Raw genomic sequence first — 15,614 nt, forward strand, 5'->3', positions numbered from 1 at the left:
TTGAAAGGACTGAAGGTATGAATTCTAAAAAAATAATCTTTGGGATAATTGGTAGTGGATGGAGAGCTGAATGTTTTTTAAATGTGGCAAAAGCATGTCCTGATCGATTTGAAGTCTGTGGTGTTGTAACAAGAAGTGAAGAAAACAAAATAAAGATAGGTAACAAATGGAATGTGAATGTCTATCATACCATAGAAGAACTTCTAGAAGAGCATAAGCCGGAATTTGTAATAACTGCAGTTGCTAAAAAAGCCGGAACAGAGGTTATCTTAGATCTTACATCTAAGAATATTCCTGTATTAGCAGAGACCCCACCAGGAAATACAATAGAAGACTTAATTAGATTACATAATAATATTAATGTAAACTCGAAAATACAAATTGCAGAGCAATATCATCTACAACCGATTCATGCATCGAGGATATCATTAATAGATGCCAAGACAATTGGACCCGTACAATATTGTGAAGTTTCAATTAGCCAAGGGTACCATAGTATAAGTTTAATGAGAAAGTACTTAGGCATACAATTTGAAAATGCTACCATCAGAGCCTACAGATTTAAAAATCCTGTTATTGAAGGACCTGGAAGAAGCGGTCCACCTAATAAAGATAATTTAGTGGAAAATGAACATACAATAGCCATTTTAGATTTTGATGGTAAAGTGGGATGTCATAATTTTGAAAATAACCAACATCGTTCTTGGGTAAGATCTCAAAATGTTGTCATTAGAGGCACAAAAGGGGAAATAAAAAATACAAGAGTGAGTTATTTAAAGGATTATCTAACACCAATAGAATTTGAGCTTAAAAGAAAAAGTGCAGGAGAATTTGAGAATCTAGAAGGTTATTACTTTAAAGGCATTATAGGTGAAGGGGAATGGCTATATAAAAATGAGTTTATGCCTTCTAGAATGTCAGATGAAGAAATAGCTTTAGGGACTACAATTATAAAAATGAGCGAATATGTAAAAACAGGACAATCTTTTTATAGTCTGGCAGAAGCTTGTCAAGATCAGTACTTATCTTTAATGATAGAAGAAGCTATAGAAAAGGACATTACAGTAAAAACAAAATATCAAAAATGGGCAAGGCTTTAAAAGTAATTTAAGAAATTCTTTGGTTATCTTTAATTAAATATTAATGTACTAACCAAAGAAATATAGTATAATATTATCAATTAATATCAATTAATATCAATTATTATCAAATATTATTGGGAATTCAGGGGGACACATGAAGGACATTAAATATTCAACTAAAATAGGTTTTTTTGATAAACTTTCATATGGTATAGGGAATTTAGGTTTTGGTGTTGCTATGCAATGTTTGGCAAGTTTTTTAATGTTTTATTCTACAGTTATATTAGGTGTGCCAGGTAGGTATGTTGGTTTTATTGTGGCCTTAAGTGTGTTTTGGGATGCTGTAACTGATCCAGTTATCGGTTATTTATCCGATAATACCAAGTTTAAGCGCGGTAGAAGACATTTTTATTTATTTTGGGGAACAATTACCATTGCCTTTTTTAACTATTTTATGTGGACGATTAATCCTAGTTATAGTATGGAAATTAAAGTTGTTTTCCTATTCCTTTTAATATTTGTATTAAAAACTGTAATGACTGTTTATGGTACACCTTATACAGCATTAGGTGCTGAGCTTTCTTATGATTATGATACAAGAACGGCTATTCAAGGTTATAGAATTTTTTTCTTTCTAATGGGACTTGCCTTTCCTACAGTAGTAGGCATTACTTGGTTTTTTAGAAGTACATATGAGTTTCCAATAGGTCAAATGAATCCTGTTGGATATGAATTAATGGGCATTACCATATCTATCATTGTTTTAGTATCTGGGTTTATCTGTTATTTTGTAACCAAAAAGTATATTCCTAATTTACCTAAAGCCAAATCAGAGATGGAAAAATCTAAAAATATTTTAAAGGATATTTTTATAATGTTTTCAGAGGCACTAAAAAATAGGTATTTTAGTAAGATATTTTGGGGTTACTTGTTTGTTAATATTTGCGCTGCATTAATTGGAACCCTTGGTTTACATGTTTTTACCTATACCTTTATTATGGATAATAATCAGATCGGTATTGTTATGGGCATCTTCTTTTTAATGAGTTTACTTTCGCAACCTTTCTGGACCAAATATTCTGCTAAAAATGATAAGCAACCTTCAATGGAAAAATCCATTCTTATTTCATTAATTGGCTGTATCTTTTTAACAGGGTTGGTTATTTTCAAACATATCGTTAGAACACATTTTTGGCTTTTAATTCCCATTTTAGGTGTAGTGGGTTTTGGAGCTGGAGGTTTATTTTTATTTCCACCTGCAATGGTTGGAGATGTAATTGATGTAGAAGAGTATGAAACGGGAAAAAGATCAGAAGGTATATACTTTGGAACCATGACTTTTGGTTATAAGGCATCTCAAGCTATTGCAATATTCTTAGTTGGTATTTCTCTTGATGTTATTGGTTTTAACGCTGAAATTGAAATTCAATCATATTATACCTCTTTAATGCTTGGACTAATTCTTTGTATTGGCAGTATTATTGTTTTAATTATTGCATTATTTATTTATAGAAAATACACTTTAAATAAAGACAAAGTATTGAACATACAAAGTGAAATTATTGACACAGAAATAGTGAACTAATTTTTAAATTGGAATATTATATAGTAACCATTAATTTCGGAGGGTGAAAAATGAAATCACTTGACGAGTTTCGTACATATTACAATAGTATGTATTACAGATTAGTTGCCCTTGATAGCCAAAGGGAAAATGTTAAGAGAAGATTAGATTTAATGTATGGTCTAGTGGTTGTTATAGGCGTTTGTTTATTTTTAATATTTTATCGTTATAAATTAATTCCAACACTTCTAATAACCGTTGTGGTTATTAGTATTCAAATTTTAACAGGGTATATTTTACAATATTTTATTAAAAGAAACTATCTAATTGAGTTTAAAGAGATCTTCATCAAAGAAGCCATCGTTTTTTTTAGTGAGTCTTTAGAGTACAAACCAGATGCTTTTATTCCTATTGAAGAATTTAATTTGTCTAGGCTTTATATAGGGAGTCCTGACCAATACACAGGAGAAGATCTTGTGAGTGGTACATTATACTCATCTCAAGAGAAGGAAAATCTTGGAAAAGGTATAAATATAAAAATGTCTGAACTTGAAGTTAAAGAGAGACGAAGAGGTCATAAGGGTCAAAGTCATTATGCAACTTATTTTAAGGGCGTTTTTATGATCATAGATTTTAATAAAAATTTTAAAGGTGAAACATTTATCCTTGAAGATGCAGGTGTTTTTAACTATCTAGGGGGTAGGAATGGAACAGAGAGAGTAAAATTAGAAGATATTGACTTTGAGAAGAAGTTTGCTGTGTATGGAACGGATGAAATTGAAACCAGAGAGCTACTAACCCCTTCTTTCATAGATGATATCTATGAGATGAGTTGTAGAATTGGCAAACCTAAAATGGCACTGATCAATAATAAAATGTATATTGGTATACCTACTAAAGGGAATATTTTAGAACCTATGTATAAAGATTCTTTATTGGAATTTGATAATGTTAAAAAGTACTATGATCAATTGGCAAAGTATTTTAAAGTTATTGAGGAGCTAAATCTTGATGAGTAAACAGGAAGTTGATATATATAGATAGCAACAAAAAAAGTTAATTTATGTTATGATTATAATAAATAATTTTATTAGACGGAATTCAATTATAAAATTACAATAAAAGGAGTTGGTTATGAAAATCACCTTCAAAAACAGTCTGAGTAACTTTTTGGAGGTGATTAGTATGATTGTAACTTTGGTATTATTATTTATAAGATTACCAACAGCAGTTACTTTTACTATTATAAGGAGTGAATACATTTGGACAAAAAAAATGACTACCAAGAAGAAAAAGGGAATGGGAATATTAGTAAATTAGTAAACTTTAGTTTTTTTAGGAGCGTAAGTTGGAAGTTAGTATTGGTTATAACAATTACTTTTATTATTAATGCACCAATTACACAGAGTATAAATAATTTTATCATTGAACTTGGAATAATCAGTAACGATATTGGTGCTTACATAAATACAGTAGTAAACATACTTTTTGTTAATATTATTATATTATTTGTCTTTAATACTATTATATTAAAGCCTTTGAAGGCACATATTAAAACACTTAATGAATTAAGTTTAGGCGATTTGTCTCATAATGTTGAGGTAAGAGGCAATGGGGAATTTGCACAACTTGCAGTAGCAACGAATGCAACCATAGATAAATTAAATAGTCTTATTAGTGAAATTAAAACAAGTGCAAATGACACAGAAGAAGTTACTTCAAATTTTGCAAAAAGTTTGAGTGATATTAATATTAGTACCAAAGAAGTTGCAAAAGTAATAGAAGAAATTGCAGTGGGTAATACTAAACAAGCTCAAGACATAGAAGAAGGATTTTCAAAAGCTGTCCAATTAGGGGCTGCAATAGAAGATAATCAAATTCATTTGCAAGAATTGAATATATCCTCTAAAAATGTTAGTGAATTAGTTGAAGAAGGACTCAGTGAGATGAAAGAGTTATCTGATATTACTGATAAAAATGGTATGGCTATGAAAGAGATTTATGATGTAATATTAAGATCAAATGAAAGTTCAAGAAAGATTGGAGAAGCAACTAGTGTAATTTCATCAATAGCAGAGCAGACGAATTTATTAGCTTTAAATGCAGCAATTGAGGCTGCTCGTGCAGGAGAAGCAGGAAGAGGATTTGCCATTGTTGCAAATGAAATAAAAAACTTAGCTGAACAATCATCTGATTCTACAAAATCAATTGATGAAACAGTAAAAGAATTACAAAATACTTCAAAGATTGTAGTTGATACCATGGAGAAAGTTTCTTCAATATCACTAACACAAGAAAAAAGCATAGAAAATAGTAAGTCAAAATATACTTTAATATCCGTGGCAATTAAAAAATCAGAAGAAGCAGTTAACAGATTGAATACCTCTGGAGATCAGGTGGGAGAATTAAAAAAAGAAATAATAGATACCTTACAAAATCTATCAGCAGTTGCACAAGAAAATGCTGCATCAACAGAAGAAGTTGCAGCGTCAATACAAGAGCAAACAGCTTCTATTAATAAAATTGCTACTGCAGGAAAAAATATGTCAAACTCTGCAGAAAAATTAAGTTTAATGGTTGATGTATTTCAAGTGAAAAATGAATTATAAAAGAAATCCATTCAATAATGATACTTTGTGAGTTGAAATTGCTTTTATAGTTATCAAAATTATATGTGTTTTAAATAAAACTTGACATATTGTTTGTCGTCTGATAATATTATTATAAATTAAATGGTTTAAAGTCAATGATCAAAGAGAGTACTTATTGGAAAATGTTCAGCGAGTCGATGGTTGGTGTGAGATCGATACAGGAGACCTTTAAGGAATGGGTTTGTGAGACGCAAGGTGAATTATAGTAGCTGATGCCGTGGTCCTTACGTTACAGAGGTAAGATATCGAATTTATTTCCGTATCTGAAAATGAGAGAGAATGTTATTTACATTTGGTGGCTATAGGTATTTCCCAAATTTTGGGGGATACCTTTTTTGATTTTAAGATAGTTGCTTTTGTAGATAGGATTCTAACTTGGGTGGTACCACGGTAACGCATCGTCCCATATTTTTGGGGATGAATGCGTTTTTTTATTACCTTTTTTAAAAGTTGTTCCTTGGTTTAGAGAGGTTACTTACTTTAGAAAGCTGTTCCTGCAAGGCTTATATTATTAAATTGGCTGCCTTTCCTTTCAGCCGGTCGACGCCAATTCAATAATATAAGCCTTGCTGGAACATGAGTCGGATAAGAGTTGACTTGCTTGAGCATGTTATAAATTAGAAATAATAATAAAAAATTATTTGGGAGTTGTTGAGTATGAAGAAGTTGAGGATTTATTTTAAGAGATTAGAGAATATAGGTGTTAATCCATCTTATTTGTATGAGTTGTATGTTGGTGATGCGTTAGGTTTTTTACTTGAGAGTTATAGTGATGGGAAAGGGCGTTATTCATTTGCGGGGAAGAGACCTTGTGAGAAGTTGGTTTCTAGGGATGATGGATTGAGTATTGATGATTTTAATGGGAATATCAGGACTTTGAGTGGAAATCCTGTGGCCTTATTGAAAGCGTATCTTTCAGAGTATGAGGTTATGAATTCTATTGATTTGCCTTTTGAAGGCGGTTTGGTTGGAGCTATTGGATACGATTTTATTCGATATATAGAGGAGTTGCCTAATTCTAATGACGATCTTTTAGGTATTGAGCCTGTGCAGCTTTTATTGGTTAAAGAGTTTATTGCCATTGACCATATGACGAAGGAAATGACCATTGTGGTTTTAGAGAGTGATTCAGTAGAGGGTGAAGAAAGAGCCAGTAAGAAGATCAAAGGCATAGAAGTTGAAATAGAAGGTTATTTTTCTAATCCAATAACAAATAAATTTCAAGGATACAGTCAATGTGACGGTGTGATTGTTGGTAAGACAGATAATAAGGAAGGGTTTTCTGAAAAGGTTAGAAAAGCCAAAAGGTATATAAAAGAGGGAGATATCTTCCAAGTTGTTTTATCACAAAGATGGGCAATTGAAACAAAAAAAGAAGGGTTTACTTTGTTTAAGGAATTAAAAGAGCTTAACCCATCTCCTTATTTGTATTATTTTAATTTTATTGACTATGAGATTATAGGGAGTTCACCAGAGATGTTGGTGAATAAAACAGGGGATAAAGTCCTTACTTGCCCAATTGCAGGCACAAGAAAAAGAGGTAAAACACCAGAGGAAGATTTAGCTCTTAAAAAGGAATTATTAGAGGATGAAAAAGAAAGAGCAGAACATGTTATGTTAGTAGATCTTGCTAGAAATGATATGGGAAAAATAGCTGAATTTAATTCTGTTAATGTGTGCCAGTTTATGGAAGTTCACAATTATTCTCACGTAATGCACATTGTTTCTTTAGTTGAGGGCATTAGCAAATCAAAACATTCGTTAGATATTCTTGGTTCCTTTTTGCCAGCAGGTACATTAAGTGGGGCACCGAAAATTAGGGCAATGGAAATCATTGATGAGTTAGAGTCTGTTAGAAGAGGTCTATATGGTGGGGCCATTGGTTATATTGGGTTTAATGGGAATATGGATGTATGTATTACCATAAGAACCATGATTAAAAAAGCCAATACAGTGTATTTACAAGCTGGAGCAGGTATTGTTGCTGATTCAATACCAGAGATGGAATATGAAGAATGTTGTCACAAAGCAAAAGCACTATCAAAAATTTTATTAGAGGAGGTAGACAGTCTTGATTCTACTTATTGATAATTACGATTCTTTCACTTATAACTTGTATCAATATCTTGGCAAATACACATCAGATATAAAAGTAGTACGTAACGATAAAATTACCATTAAAGAAATTAGAGAACTTAATCCAGATAAAATCATATTATCACCAGGACCTAAAACCCCTTATGAAGCAGGTATATGTATGGATGTGGTAACAGAATTATCAAGAGATTATCCAATATTAGGTATTTGTTTAGGTCATCAATCCATTGCAGCAGCTTTTGGTGGTACCGTAAGTTATGCCAAAGCATTGTTCCATGGCAAACAATCAGTCATTACGCATGATGGTGAAGGTATTTTTAAAAACCTTCCAAACCCTTTACCTGTTGCCAGATATCACTCTTTATCTGTAATTAAAGAAAACCTGCCAGAAGAACTTATGGCTATTGCAGAAACAGATGATGGAGAAATTATGGCAATAAAACATAGAACTTATAAAACAGTTGGGTTGCAATTCCATCCTGAATCTATTTATACAGAGGAAGGACACCAAATTATTTATAACTTTTTGAAAGGGGATATTTAAGATGATTAAAGAGGCATTAGAACAAGTAATCCATAAAGAAAATCTTTCAGAAGAAACAATGACAATAGTAATGACTGAAATTATGAACGGAGAAGTCAATGAAATTTTGTTATCCTCCTTCTTAACAGCATTAAAAATAAAAGGTGAAACAGCAGATGAAATTGCTGGCGCAGCAAAAGTAATGAGAGAAAAGGCAGATAAAATAGATTTAGAAGCCTTAGACACCATAGATACATGCGGTACTGGTGGAGATGGTGTGGGTACCTTTAATATATCCACAGGTGTTGCCTTTGTATTAGCAGCTGCAGATTTAAAAGTAGTAAAACACGGTAATCGCTCCATTAGTAGCAAGTGTGGAAGTGCTGATGTTTTGGAAGAAATGAATGTTAATCTAGATTTAGATAAAGAAAAAATTAAAAAATGCATTCTAGAGGAAAATATAGGTTTTTTATTTGCACCAAATCATCATCAAGCAATGAAATATGCCATGACTGTTCGAAAAACTTTAGGTTTTAGAACCATCTTTAACCTTCTTGGGCCTTTATCTAATCCAGCTTTAGCAAAAAAACAGCTACTAGGTGTTTATGATGCCCATTTGACAGAAACTATGGCATTGGCTCTTCAAAAAGTTGGTGTAGAGCGAGCCCTAGTGGTTCACGGTAGTGATGGTCTTGACGAGATAACCATTACTGGGCCAACGAAAATGACTGAACTAAATAATGGACAAATAACCACATACTTTGTAAAACCGGAAGACTTTGGTCTTAAGGCTGCATCTATTGAAGACATTAAAGGTGGGAATAAAGAAGAAAATGCAGCAATTCTTAAAGCTATATTTAATGGGGAAGAAAGTCCAAAAACAGATATTTTATTGCTAAACAGTGGAGCAGCACTTTATATTGCTGGTAAGGTAAAAAATATAGAAGAAGGTATTACAATGGCTAGAGAGTTGATCCGTAGTCAAAAAGTATATAAAAAACTTGAATCCTATGTCAATTATACAAAAAAGTTAGCATAAGCCCCTTGAAAGGATGAGGACAATGATATTAGATGAAATTATAGAAAAAAAGAAAAAAAGAATTGAAGAAGTAAAGAGGGATATACCTTTTGAGATAATAAAAGAGAGAGCATTAAAAATGGGTATTGAAAAGGATAATAAATTTTATAATGCCATAAGTCAACAAGGCTTATCTGTCATAGGTGAAATTAAAAATGCTTCTCCATCAACAGGTCCATTACAAGTCCAGCTTAGTTTAGAGGATAGGGTGGATAAATATACAAACGCTGTTGATGCTATTTCTGTATTAACAGAAGAAGATTACTTTAATGGAAGTGTTACGATTTTGGAAAGTGTACGTAAAAGAACAAGAACACCAATTCTTAGAAAAGATTTTATAGTGGATACCTATCAAATATATGAAGCAAGAACAATAGGATCGGATGCCATCTTACTCATTGCCGCAGCATTGCATTTAGATGAATTGATTATGTTCAATGTATTGGCAAGAAGTCTTAATTTAGAAGTGTTATTAGAAGTACATGATGAAGAGGACTTAGATAAAGCATTGCTTACAAACAATAGAATCATAGGCATTAACAATAGAAACCTTAAAGATTTTTCCATAAGTTTAGAAACGACAAAAAGACTGAGACCTCTCATACCAAATGATCGATTGGTTGTATCAGAAAGTGGCATTAGTACAATTAGAGATATAGAGTATTTAAAAACATTAAATATTAATGGTATTTTAGTGGGAAGATCTTTAATGGAAACAGAAAATCCAGATCAATTGGTGAAGGAGTGGAAAGAGCATTTTGAATCCTAAAATTAAAATATGTGGTATAACAAAAAAGGAAGAAATTCCTGTATTAAATGAATTCAATATAGATTATGTAGGATTTGTATTTGCTAAGTCCAAAAGAGAAGTAAGTGTAAAGGATTCTATGAATTTAAGAGCCAATCTTAATAATAATATAAAAACAGTAGCCGTTGTAAAAGAACCTCCTATAGAATTATTAGAAGAAATCCTCCAAGGTGGGTTTGATATTCTTCAATGGCACGGTTCTTTAAAAGAAGAAACAATAAAACATATTAATATGCCCATATGGCAGGCCATTTCAGTTAAGGACAAAGAATCATTAGGGAATATTATATATGACGAAAAAATTATTGGATATGTTTTTGATGGGAGCGCCCCTGGAAGTGGGAAGCCATTTGATTGGCAAGTTCTAAGTGATATTCAAATCAATTCTGAATTAATCCTTGCAGGTGGATTAGATAGTGATAATATTATTGAAGCCATCAATAAGATTAAACCGACAATTGTAGATGTAAGTTCAGGTGTAGAAAGTGACAAAGGCAAAGATCCTTATAAAATAAAAGAATTTGTAAGAAAGGTGAAAAATTATGGAAATGAACAGTAAATTTGGTATTTTTGGTGGACAGTATGTGCCAGAAACATTGATGCAAACTTTAAAAGAATTAGATGAAGCCCTTGAAGAAGCGATAAAGGATAAAGACTTTATGGAGGAATACAATTATTACCTTGCTCAGTATGTGGGACGTCCAAGTCCATTGTATTATGCAAGCAGGTTAACAGAATATGTAGGTGGAGCAAAAATTTACCTTAAAAGAGAAGATTTAAATCATACAGGGGCACATAAAATCAACAATGTTATTGGACAATTGCTCTTAGCCAAACGTTTAGGTAAGACAAAGATCATAGCCGAAACAGGAGCAGGGCAACATGGCGTTGCAACAGCTACAGGGGCAGCCCTTTTTAATATGGAATGTACTGTTTATATGGGAGAAGAAGATATGCGTCGTCAAGCCCTTAATGTCTTTAGAATGGAATTACTAGGGGCGAAAGTGCAAGGGGTTTCTAATGGGAGTAAGACTTTAAAAGAAGCAACAAGTGAAGCCATTCGTGCTTGGGCAAAAAATGTAGAGGATACCTTTTATATAATTGGTTCAGTTGTAGGCCCACATCCGTATCCTAAGATGGTAAGATGTTTTCAACAGATTATTGGAGAAGAGACTAAAAGTCAAAGCATGGAACAAGAAGGCAAATTGCCTGACGCTGTTATTGCCTGTGTAGGTGGAGGTAGTAATGCTATGGGTATTTTTTATCCAATGCTTAAGGATGATGTTGAATTAATAGGCGTTGAAGCAGCAGGAAAAGGTATCGATACAAAAGAGCATGCCTGCTCCCTAGCTAAAGGTCAGATTGGTGTTTTACATGGTATGAAAAGTTATTTATTACAAGATGAAAATGGCAATGTGGATCTTGCTCATTCTATATCTGCGGGACTAGATTATCCAGGAATAGGACCAGAACATGCCTACCTTAAAGACAGTAAAAGAGTTAGTTATGTGTCAATAACAGACGATGAAGCTGTTGATGCCTTTATGTTATTGTGTAAGAAAGAAGGGATTATTCCAGCCCTTGAAAGCTCTCATGCAATAGCCCATGGGCTTAAAAAAGCCAAAGAGATGAAAAAAGATGAGATTTTAGTCATTAATTTATCAGGTCGTGGTGATAAAGATGTTCATACAATAGGGGATTATCTAAAAGATAAGGAAGGTGAGAAAGTTGAATAGGATTGTTAATAGGCTGGAAATATTAAAAAAAGAGAATAAGAAAGCTTTTGTTACTTATATAATGGCGGGATATCCTGATGCCAAAACCACAAAAGAATTAGTACTTGAACAGGCAAAAGTAGGAGTAGATGTATTAGAAATTGGGGTGCCTTTTTCAGACCCTGTTGCTGATGGCTCCGTTATTCAAGTTGCAGGTGCTAGAGCATTGGCCAATGGCATGTCTCATAGGAAAGTTATTGAGATTGTTAAAGAAGTAAGAGAAGAATGTGATGTGCCTATTATTTTGATGCTATATTATAATACGGTTTTACACTATGGCTTAGAAAAATTTGTCAATGATTGTATAGAAGCAGGAGTAGATGGATTGATTATACCTGATTTACCATTAGAAGAACAATATGAATTAGAAGCTTTTTTGAAAACAGATGAATTGATTAATATTCAATTGGTGGCACCAACTTCACTAAAAAGACTACCCTACATACTTGATCAGGCAAAAGGGTTTTTATATTGTGTTTCTTCATTAGGGGTAACGGGACAAGAAAATGCCTTTCATAATGGGTTGTCAGAATTTTTAACAACTCTGAAAAGTCATACAGAGTTACCGCTAATGTTAGGTTTTGGTATTACTAAACCAGAAGATGTAAAGCCATTAAACAATGTTATTGATGGGGTTATTGTTGGCTCTGCTTTTATAAATGAAATAATGAAAAATGAAAGTAATATTGAGAACGCAATTCACTGGGTTAGGAATTTTAAAGATAATCTATAAGTTTAGTTATGAGCCCTTATTATTTAAAATAGAATATTTGATATAATTCTATTAAGTTATGTGATTGAATAATATATTATGTTCAATATAAATTTAGATAAGGGGAATTAAAATGTATAATCAGGGATTTAATAAGTTTTACTGGGCATTTTTATTTATAATGCTTAATTTCAGAATACAAGGTGTAAGCTTAATACCGGATATTGTAGGGTATTGTCTTTTAGCATGGGGATTTAAAACTCTTATGACAAAAAGTATTCACTTTAAAAAAGGCTTTAATTTTACTATTCCATTAATTTTTTTATCCATATTTACTATTTATGAACCACCTGCAACAGAACAATGGATTGTATTCAATAATGCTTTGTTCCTAAGTGCATTATTAACCATTGTCTATGTTGGATTAAACCTATATGTAGTCTATTGCATGTTTTATGGCATTATAGATATGGCTAAAGGAATGGAAAAAAATGGCATAAGTAGTGGAGCACAAAAATTATGGGAAACATATCTGTTTCTTAAGCTTGCAATGTTAGTGATTTATGTTTTAATGATCATCCCATTAATAGGGCTATTATTTTTAATCGGATACTTTGTTGCAACTATAGTGGTTCTAGTTAAAATTATGAAGTTTATTAAAGAAACAAATATTGAGTTTAGTAATTACGATGTAGAGACTTGTAATAGAGATTATTTAAATTAGTTCTATAAAACTAGGGGATTCTCCTAGTTTTTTTGCCATCGTTCCTAACTATTGAAGTTGTCCTTGTAATTTTAACCAATATCAAGTATAATTTGAACAAGTGTTCTTAAATACAGGGGTGATTTTATGTTAGCATTTATTAAAGGGATTTTAAATGATATTATAGAGGATATCATTATTATAGAAAGCAATAATATTGGTTATGAAGTTAGAGTACCTCTTTCTGTTATATCTCAATTGCCTACCATTGGCAATGATATAAAGATACATACATACCTTTATGTTAGAGAAGATGCTATGTCCTTGTATGGGTTTTTAACTAGGGATGACTTAACAGTTTTTAAACTACTTATTACTGTTAGTGGCATAGGTCCAAAAGGTGCTTTAGGTATTTTATCAACGGTTACCCCAGATGAATTAAGATTTGCAGTTATTGCAGACGATGTTAAAACCATTTCAAAATCACCAGGTATAGGCAAGAAAACAGCACAAAAATTGATTCTTGAATTAAAAGATAAATTAAGTATCAGTGATACTTTAATTCATAAAGAAGTAGAATCTAATTCAAATGATTTTATACCAACAGATATAAAAACAGAGGCTATTCAAGCATTAACCACACTTGGATATACAAGTACAGAGGCGGTAAAAGCTGTCAAGGATATAGAAATTAATGATAACACACAAGTAGAGTATATAATTAAAGAAGCTCTAAAAAAACTATCTTTATTTTAAAGGTGATCTAAATGGAAAAGAGATTTATTACAACAGAATTAATTGATGAAGATAATAAAATAGAGAATCATTTAAGACCTCAAATGTTTGGTGACTACATAGGTCAGTTTAAAGTAAAAGAGAATTTGAAGGTATTTATAGAAGCTGCAAAGTTGAGAAATGAATCCTTAGACCATGTCTTACTATATGGTCCACCTGGTCTTGGCAAAACAACATTAGCAAGTATTATTGCTAATGAAATGGGCGTTAATATTAAAGTTACTTCAGGACCGGCCATAGAAAAACCAGGAGATATGGCAGCTATACTTAATAATTTACAAGAAGGAGATGTCCTTTTTATAGATGAAATACATAGACTAAATAGGCAAGTGGAAGAAGTGATGTATCCTGCAATGGAAGATTTTGCTATTGATATTATTATTGGCAAAGGCCCAGCTGCAAGATCAATTCGATTAGATTTGCCTAAATTTACTCTTATAGGGGCTACTACCAGAGTAGGGTTATTAACATCTCCTTTAAGAGATCGATTTGGTGTTATTAACAGATTAGAATTATATTCTACAGAAGAATTAACAGATATTGTCAAAAGGTCGTCAACAGTTCTAAATGTATGTATTGATAATACTGGTGCAGAAGAGATTGCAAGACGCTCTAGAGGCACACCAAGATTAGCCAACCGATTATTAAAAAGGGTGAGAGATTATGCCCAAGTAAAGTACGATGGTTCAATAAATAAAGAAGTGGCAGATGATGCCCTTAACTTACTTGAAGTAGATAAAATGGGATTGGATAAAATAGATCGTAGAATGCTAAAAGCGATGATGGATAAATTTAATGGAGGTCCTGTTGGGTTAGACACATTAGCAGCTTCTATTGGAGAAGACAGCGGAACAATCGAAGATGTTTATGAACCTTTTCTAATTAAGATAGGGTATATCAATAGAACGCCTCGAGGTCGTATGCTTACCCCTTTAGCCTATAAGCATTTTGGTATAGAAATAGAATAAATACTGAATCAACTAACTTTCACTGCCCTAGTGAAAGTTTTTTTGCTTTAAATGTTTTTTAATAAATTATTATCTAAATTCCCATAAATACTTATTTATATAAATAATAATAAAAAACTATAATTATTATAAAGAAATATTGACAAATTACGACTATTTAATTAAACTATATATAGATACTGTTCACTAATTGAACTGGTGGTGAAAATATATGGATCGGGAATTACAGATACTAAGCTTAATCGAAGAAAATGGACAAATTACCCAAAGAGAACTTTCAAAAGAAACAGGACTTGCATTAGGCACCATCAATAATGCTTTGCAAAAATTGATTTATGAAGGGTTTATTAATGTTGTTCAGGAGAATCCACGATCTATTAATTATTTAATTACAATAAAAGGGAAAGTATATAAAGCAAAGTGCTATTCCAATTTAATAGAAACGAGCTATGATATCATTACCAGCTTCAAGTCAGACATTAAGGAATGTATTAATACTTTAATTATTGAGGGAAAGAACAATATATTACTTTATGGTGAACAAAACAATATTTTCAGATTGGTTAAAATGAACTTAATAGAAGCAAGTAGAGTACATAAAATTGACTATAAAGTGATAAATGAATTGCCAAAGCATATAGACAGCAATACCATCGTATTAATATGGCATGCACAAATGGATAAAAAAGTTATAAAAAAAGAAGGCATTTATAATATTCTACTAGATTGGGACAGGCATCAGAAGAACAGAGTGACTTCGGCACTCTAAAAACTGTTGTAACTTCTTATCTGAAGTCAGTAATACCCATATTTTACGATTGGTATACGGTGAAATATGTGTTATAATATAAAAAATTG

15 protein-coding genes and 1 other annotated feature are annotated in these 15,614 nt (G+C 31.9%); all 15 genes read left to right on the plus strand.

Features of this window, described 5'->3' with window-relative positions; all coding sequences use genetic code 11:
* The first annotated feature begins 17 nt into the window (after window positions 1-17).
* The 15 genes from EDC18_RS01820 (at window position 18) to EDC18_RS01890 (ending at window position 15,525) form a co-directional block, all read left to right on the plus strand.
* Entirely contained in the window at window positions 18-1,100 is a 1,083-nt protein-coding gene (locus EDC18_RS01820; RefSeq protein ID WP_132249671.1) for a Gfo/Idh/MocA family protein, read from the plus strand.
* 136 nt (window positions 1,101-1,236) lie between these two features.
* Complete coding sequence (locus EDC18_RS01825; protein WP_132249673.1) at window positions 1,237-2,667, plus strand: MFS transporter; 1,431 nt, start codon at window positions 1,237-1,239, stop codon at window positions 2,665-2,667.
* 50 nt (window positions 2,668-2,717) lie between these two features.
* The gene (locus EDC18_RS01830) at window positions 2,718-3,665 is read left to right on the plus strand and encodes a DUF3137 domain-containing protein (protein WP_132249675.1); all 948 of its coding nucleotides are present in this window, start codon (window positions 2,718-2,720) and stop codon (window positions 3,663-3,665) included.
* A 243-nt stretch (window positions 3,666-3,908) separates the two neighbouring features.
* Window positions 3,909-5,255 carry a methyl-accepting chemotaxis protein gene (locus tag EDC18_RS01835; RefSeq protein WP_132249677.1) on the plus strand — a complete coding sequence of 449 codons (1,347 nt, stop codon included), beginning with the start codon at window positions 3,909-3,911 and terminating at the stop codon, window positions 5,253-5,255.
* A gap of 128 nt (window positions 5,256-5,383) precedes the next feature.
* Window positions 5,384-5,706 (plus strand) — a binding site (T-box leader).
* Between the two features lie 248 nt (window positions 5,707-5,954).
* Entirely contained in the window at window positions 5,955-7,385 is a 1,431-nt protein-coding gene (locus EDC18_RS01840) for an anthranilate synthase component I family protein (protein WP_132249679.1), read from the plus strand.
* Window positions 7,369-7,938, plus strand: a complete 570-nt coding sequence (locus EDC18_RS01845; protein WP_132249681.1) for an anthranilate synthase component II — start codon at window positions 7,369-7,371, stop codon at window positions 7,936-7,938. The genes EDC18_RS01840 and EDC18_RS01845 overlap by 17 nt, the downstream gene beginning before the upstream one ends.
* Window position 7,939: 1 nt before the next feature.
* Window positions 7,940-8,956 carry an anthranilate phosphoribosyltransferase gene (gene trpD, locus EDC18_RS01850; RefSeq protein ID WP_132249683.1) on the plus strand — a complete coding sequence of 339 codons (1,017 nt, stop codon included), beginning with the start codon at window positions 7,940-7,942 and terminating at the stop codon, window positions 8,954-8,956.
* A gap of 22 nt (window positions 8,957-8,978) precedes the next feature.
* Entirely contained in the window at window positions 8,979-9,764 is a 786-nt protein-coding gene (trpC, locus tag EDC18_RS01855; RefSeq protein WP_132249685.1) for an indole-3-glycerol phosphate synthase TrpC, read from the plus strand.
* Window positions 9,754-10,362, plus strand: coding sequence for a phosphoribosylanthranilate isomerase (locus tag EDC18_RS01860; RefSeq protein ID WP_165878426.1), 609 nt, complete (start codon window positions 9,754-9,756; stop codon window positions 10,360-10,362). Before trpC ends, EDC18_RS01860 begins: the two co-directional genes overlap by 11 nt.
* On the plus strand, window positions 10,346-11,539 hold the full coding sequence (gene trpB, locus EDC18_RS01865; RefSeq protein ID WP_132249689.1) for a tryptophan synthase subunit beta: 1,194 nt from the start codon (window positions 10,346-10,348) through the stop codon (window positions 11,537-11,539). The genes EDC18_RS01860 and trpB overlap by 17 nt, the downstream gene beginning before the upstream one ends.
* The gene (gene trpA, locus EDC18_RS01870; protein WP_132249691.1) at window positions 11,532-12,311 is read left to right on the plus strand and encodes a tryptophan synthase subunit alpha; all 780 of its coding nucleotides are present in this window, start codon (window positions 11,532-11,534) and stop codon (window positions 12,309-12,311) included. The genes trpB and trpA overlap by 8 nt, the downstream gene beginning before the upstream one ends.
* Window positions 12,312-12,423: 112 nt before the next feature.
* On the plus strand, window positions 12,424-13,014 hold the full coding sequence (locus EDC18_RS01875) for a hypothetical protein (RefSeq protein ID WP_132249693.1): 591 nt from the start codon (window positions 12,424-12,426) through the stop codon (window positions 13,012-13,014).
* A gap of 126 nt (window positions 13,015-13,140) precedes the next feature.
* Complete coding sequence (gene ruvA / locus EDC18_RS01880) at window positions 13,141-13,749, plus strand: Holliday junction branch migration protein RuvA (protein WP_132249695.1); 609 nt, start codon at window positions 13,141-13,143, stop codon at window positions 13,747-13,749.
* A gap of 11 nt (window positions 13,750-13,760) precedes the next feature.
* Window positions 13,761-14,756, plus strand: coding sequence for a Holliday junction branch migration DNA helicase RuvB (gene ruvB, locus EDC18_RS01885; protein WP_132249697.1), 996 nt, complete (start codon window positions 13,761-13,763; stop codon window positions 14,754-14,756).
* Window positions 14,757-14,967: 211 nt separating this feature from the next.
* Window positions 14,968-15,525, plus strand: coding sequence for a winged helix-turn-helix domain-containing protein (locus tag EDC18_RS01890; protein ID WP_132249699.1), 558 nt, complete (start codon window positions 14,968-14,970; stop codon window positions 15,523-15,525).
* Window positions 15,526-15,614 lie beyond the last annotated feature (89 nt).

This window comes from Natranaerovirga pectinivora (assembly GCF_004342165.1).
Classification (GTDB): Bacteria; Bacillota; Clostridia; order Lachnospirales; family DSM-24629; genus Natranaerovirga; species Natranaerovirga pectinivora.

Coding starts and splice junctions, on each gene's coding strand:
- EDC18_RS01820 (WP_132249671.1), top strand. CDS start 18: ATGAATTCTAAAAAAATAATCTTTGGGATAATTGGTAGTGGATGGAGA.
- EDC18_RS01825 (WP_132249673.1), top strand. CDS start 1,237: ATGAAGGACATTAAATATTCAACTAAAATAGGTTTTTTTGATAAACTT.
- EDC18_RS01830 (WP_132249675.1), top strand. CDS start 2,718: ATGAAATCACTTGACGAGTTTCGTACATATTACAATAGTATGTATTAC.
- EDC18_RS01840 (WP_132249679.1), top strand. CDS start 5,955: ATGAAGAAGTTGAGGATTTATTTTAAGAGATTAGAGAATATAGGTGTT.
- trpD (WP_132249683.1), top strand. CDS start 7,940: ATGATTAAAGAGGCATTAGAACAAGTAATCCATAAAGAAAATCTTTCA.
- trpC (WP_132249685.1), top strand. CDS start 8,979: ATGATATTAGATGAAATTATAGAAAAAAAGAAAAAAAGAATTGAAGAA.
- trpB (WP_132249689.1), top strand. CDS start 10,346: ATGGAAATGAACAGTAAATTTGGTATTTTTGGTGGACAGTATGTGCCA.
- EDC18_RS01875 (WP_132249693.1), top strand. CDS start 12,424: ATGTATAATCAGGGATTTAATAAGTTTTACTGGGCATTTTTATTTATA.
- ruvA (WP_132249695.1), top strand. CDS start 13,141: ATGTTAGCATTTATTAAAGGGATTTTAAATGATATTATAGAGGATATC.
- ruvB (WP_132249697.1), top strand. CDS start 13,761: ATGGAAAAGAGATTTATTACAACAGAATTAATTGATGAAGATAATAAA.
- EDC18_RS01890 (WP_132249699.1), top strand. CDS start 14,968: ATGGATCGGGAATTACAGATACTAAGCTTAATCGAAGAAAATGGACAA.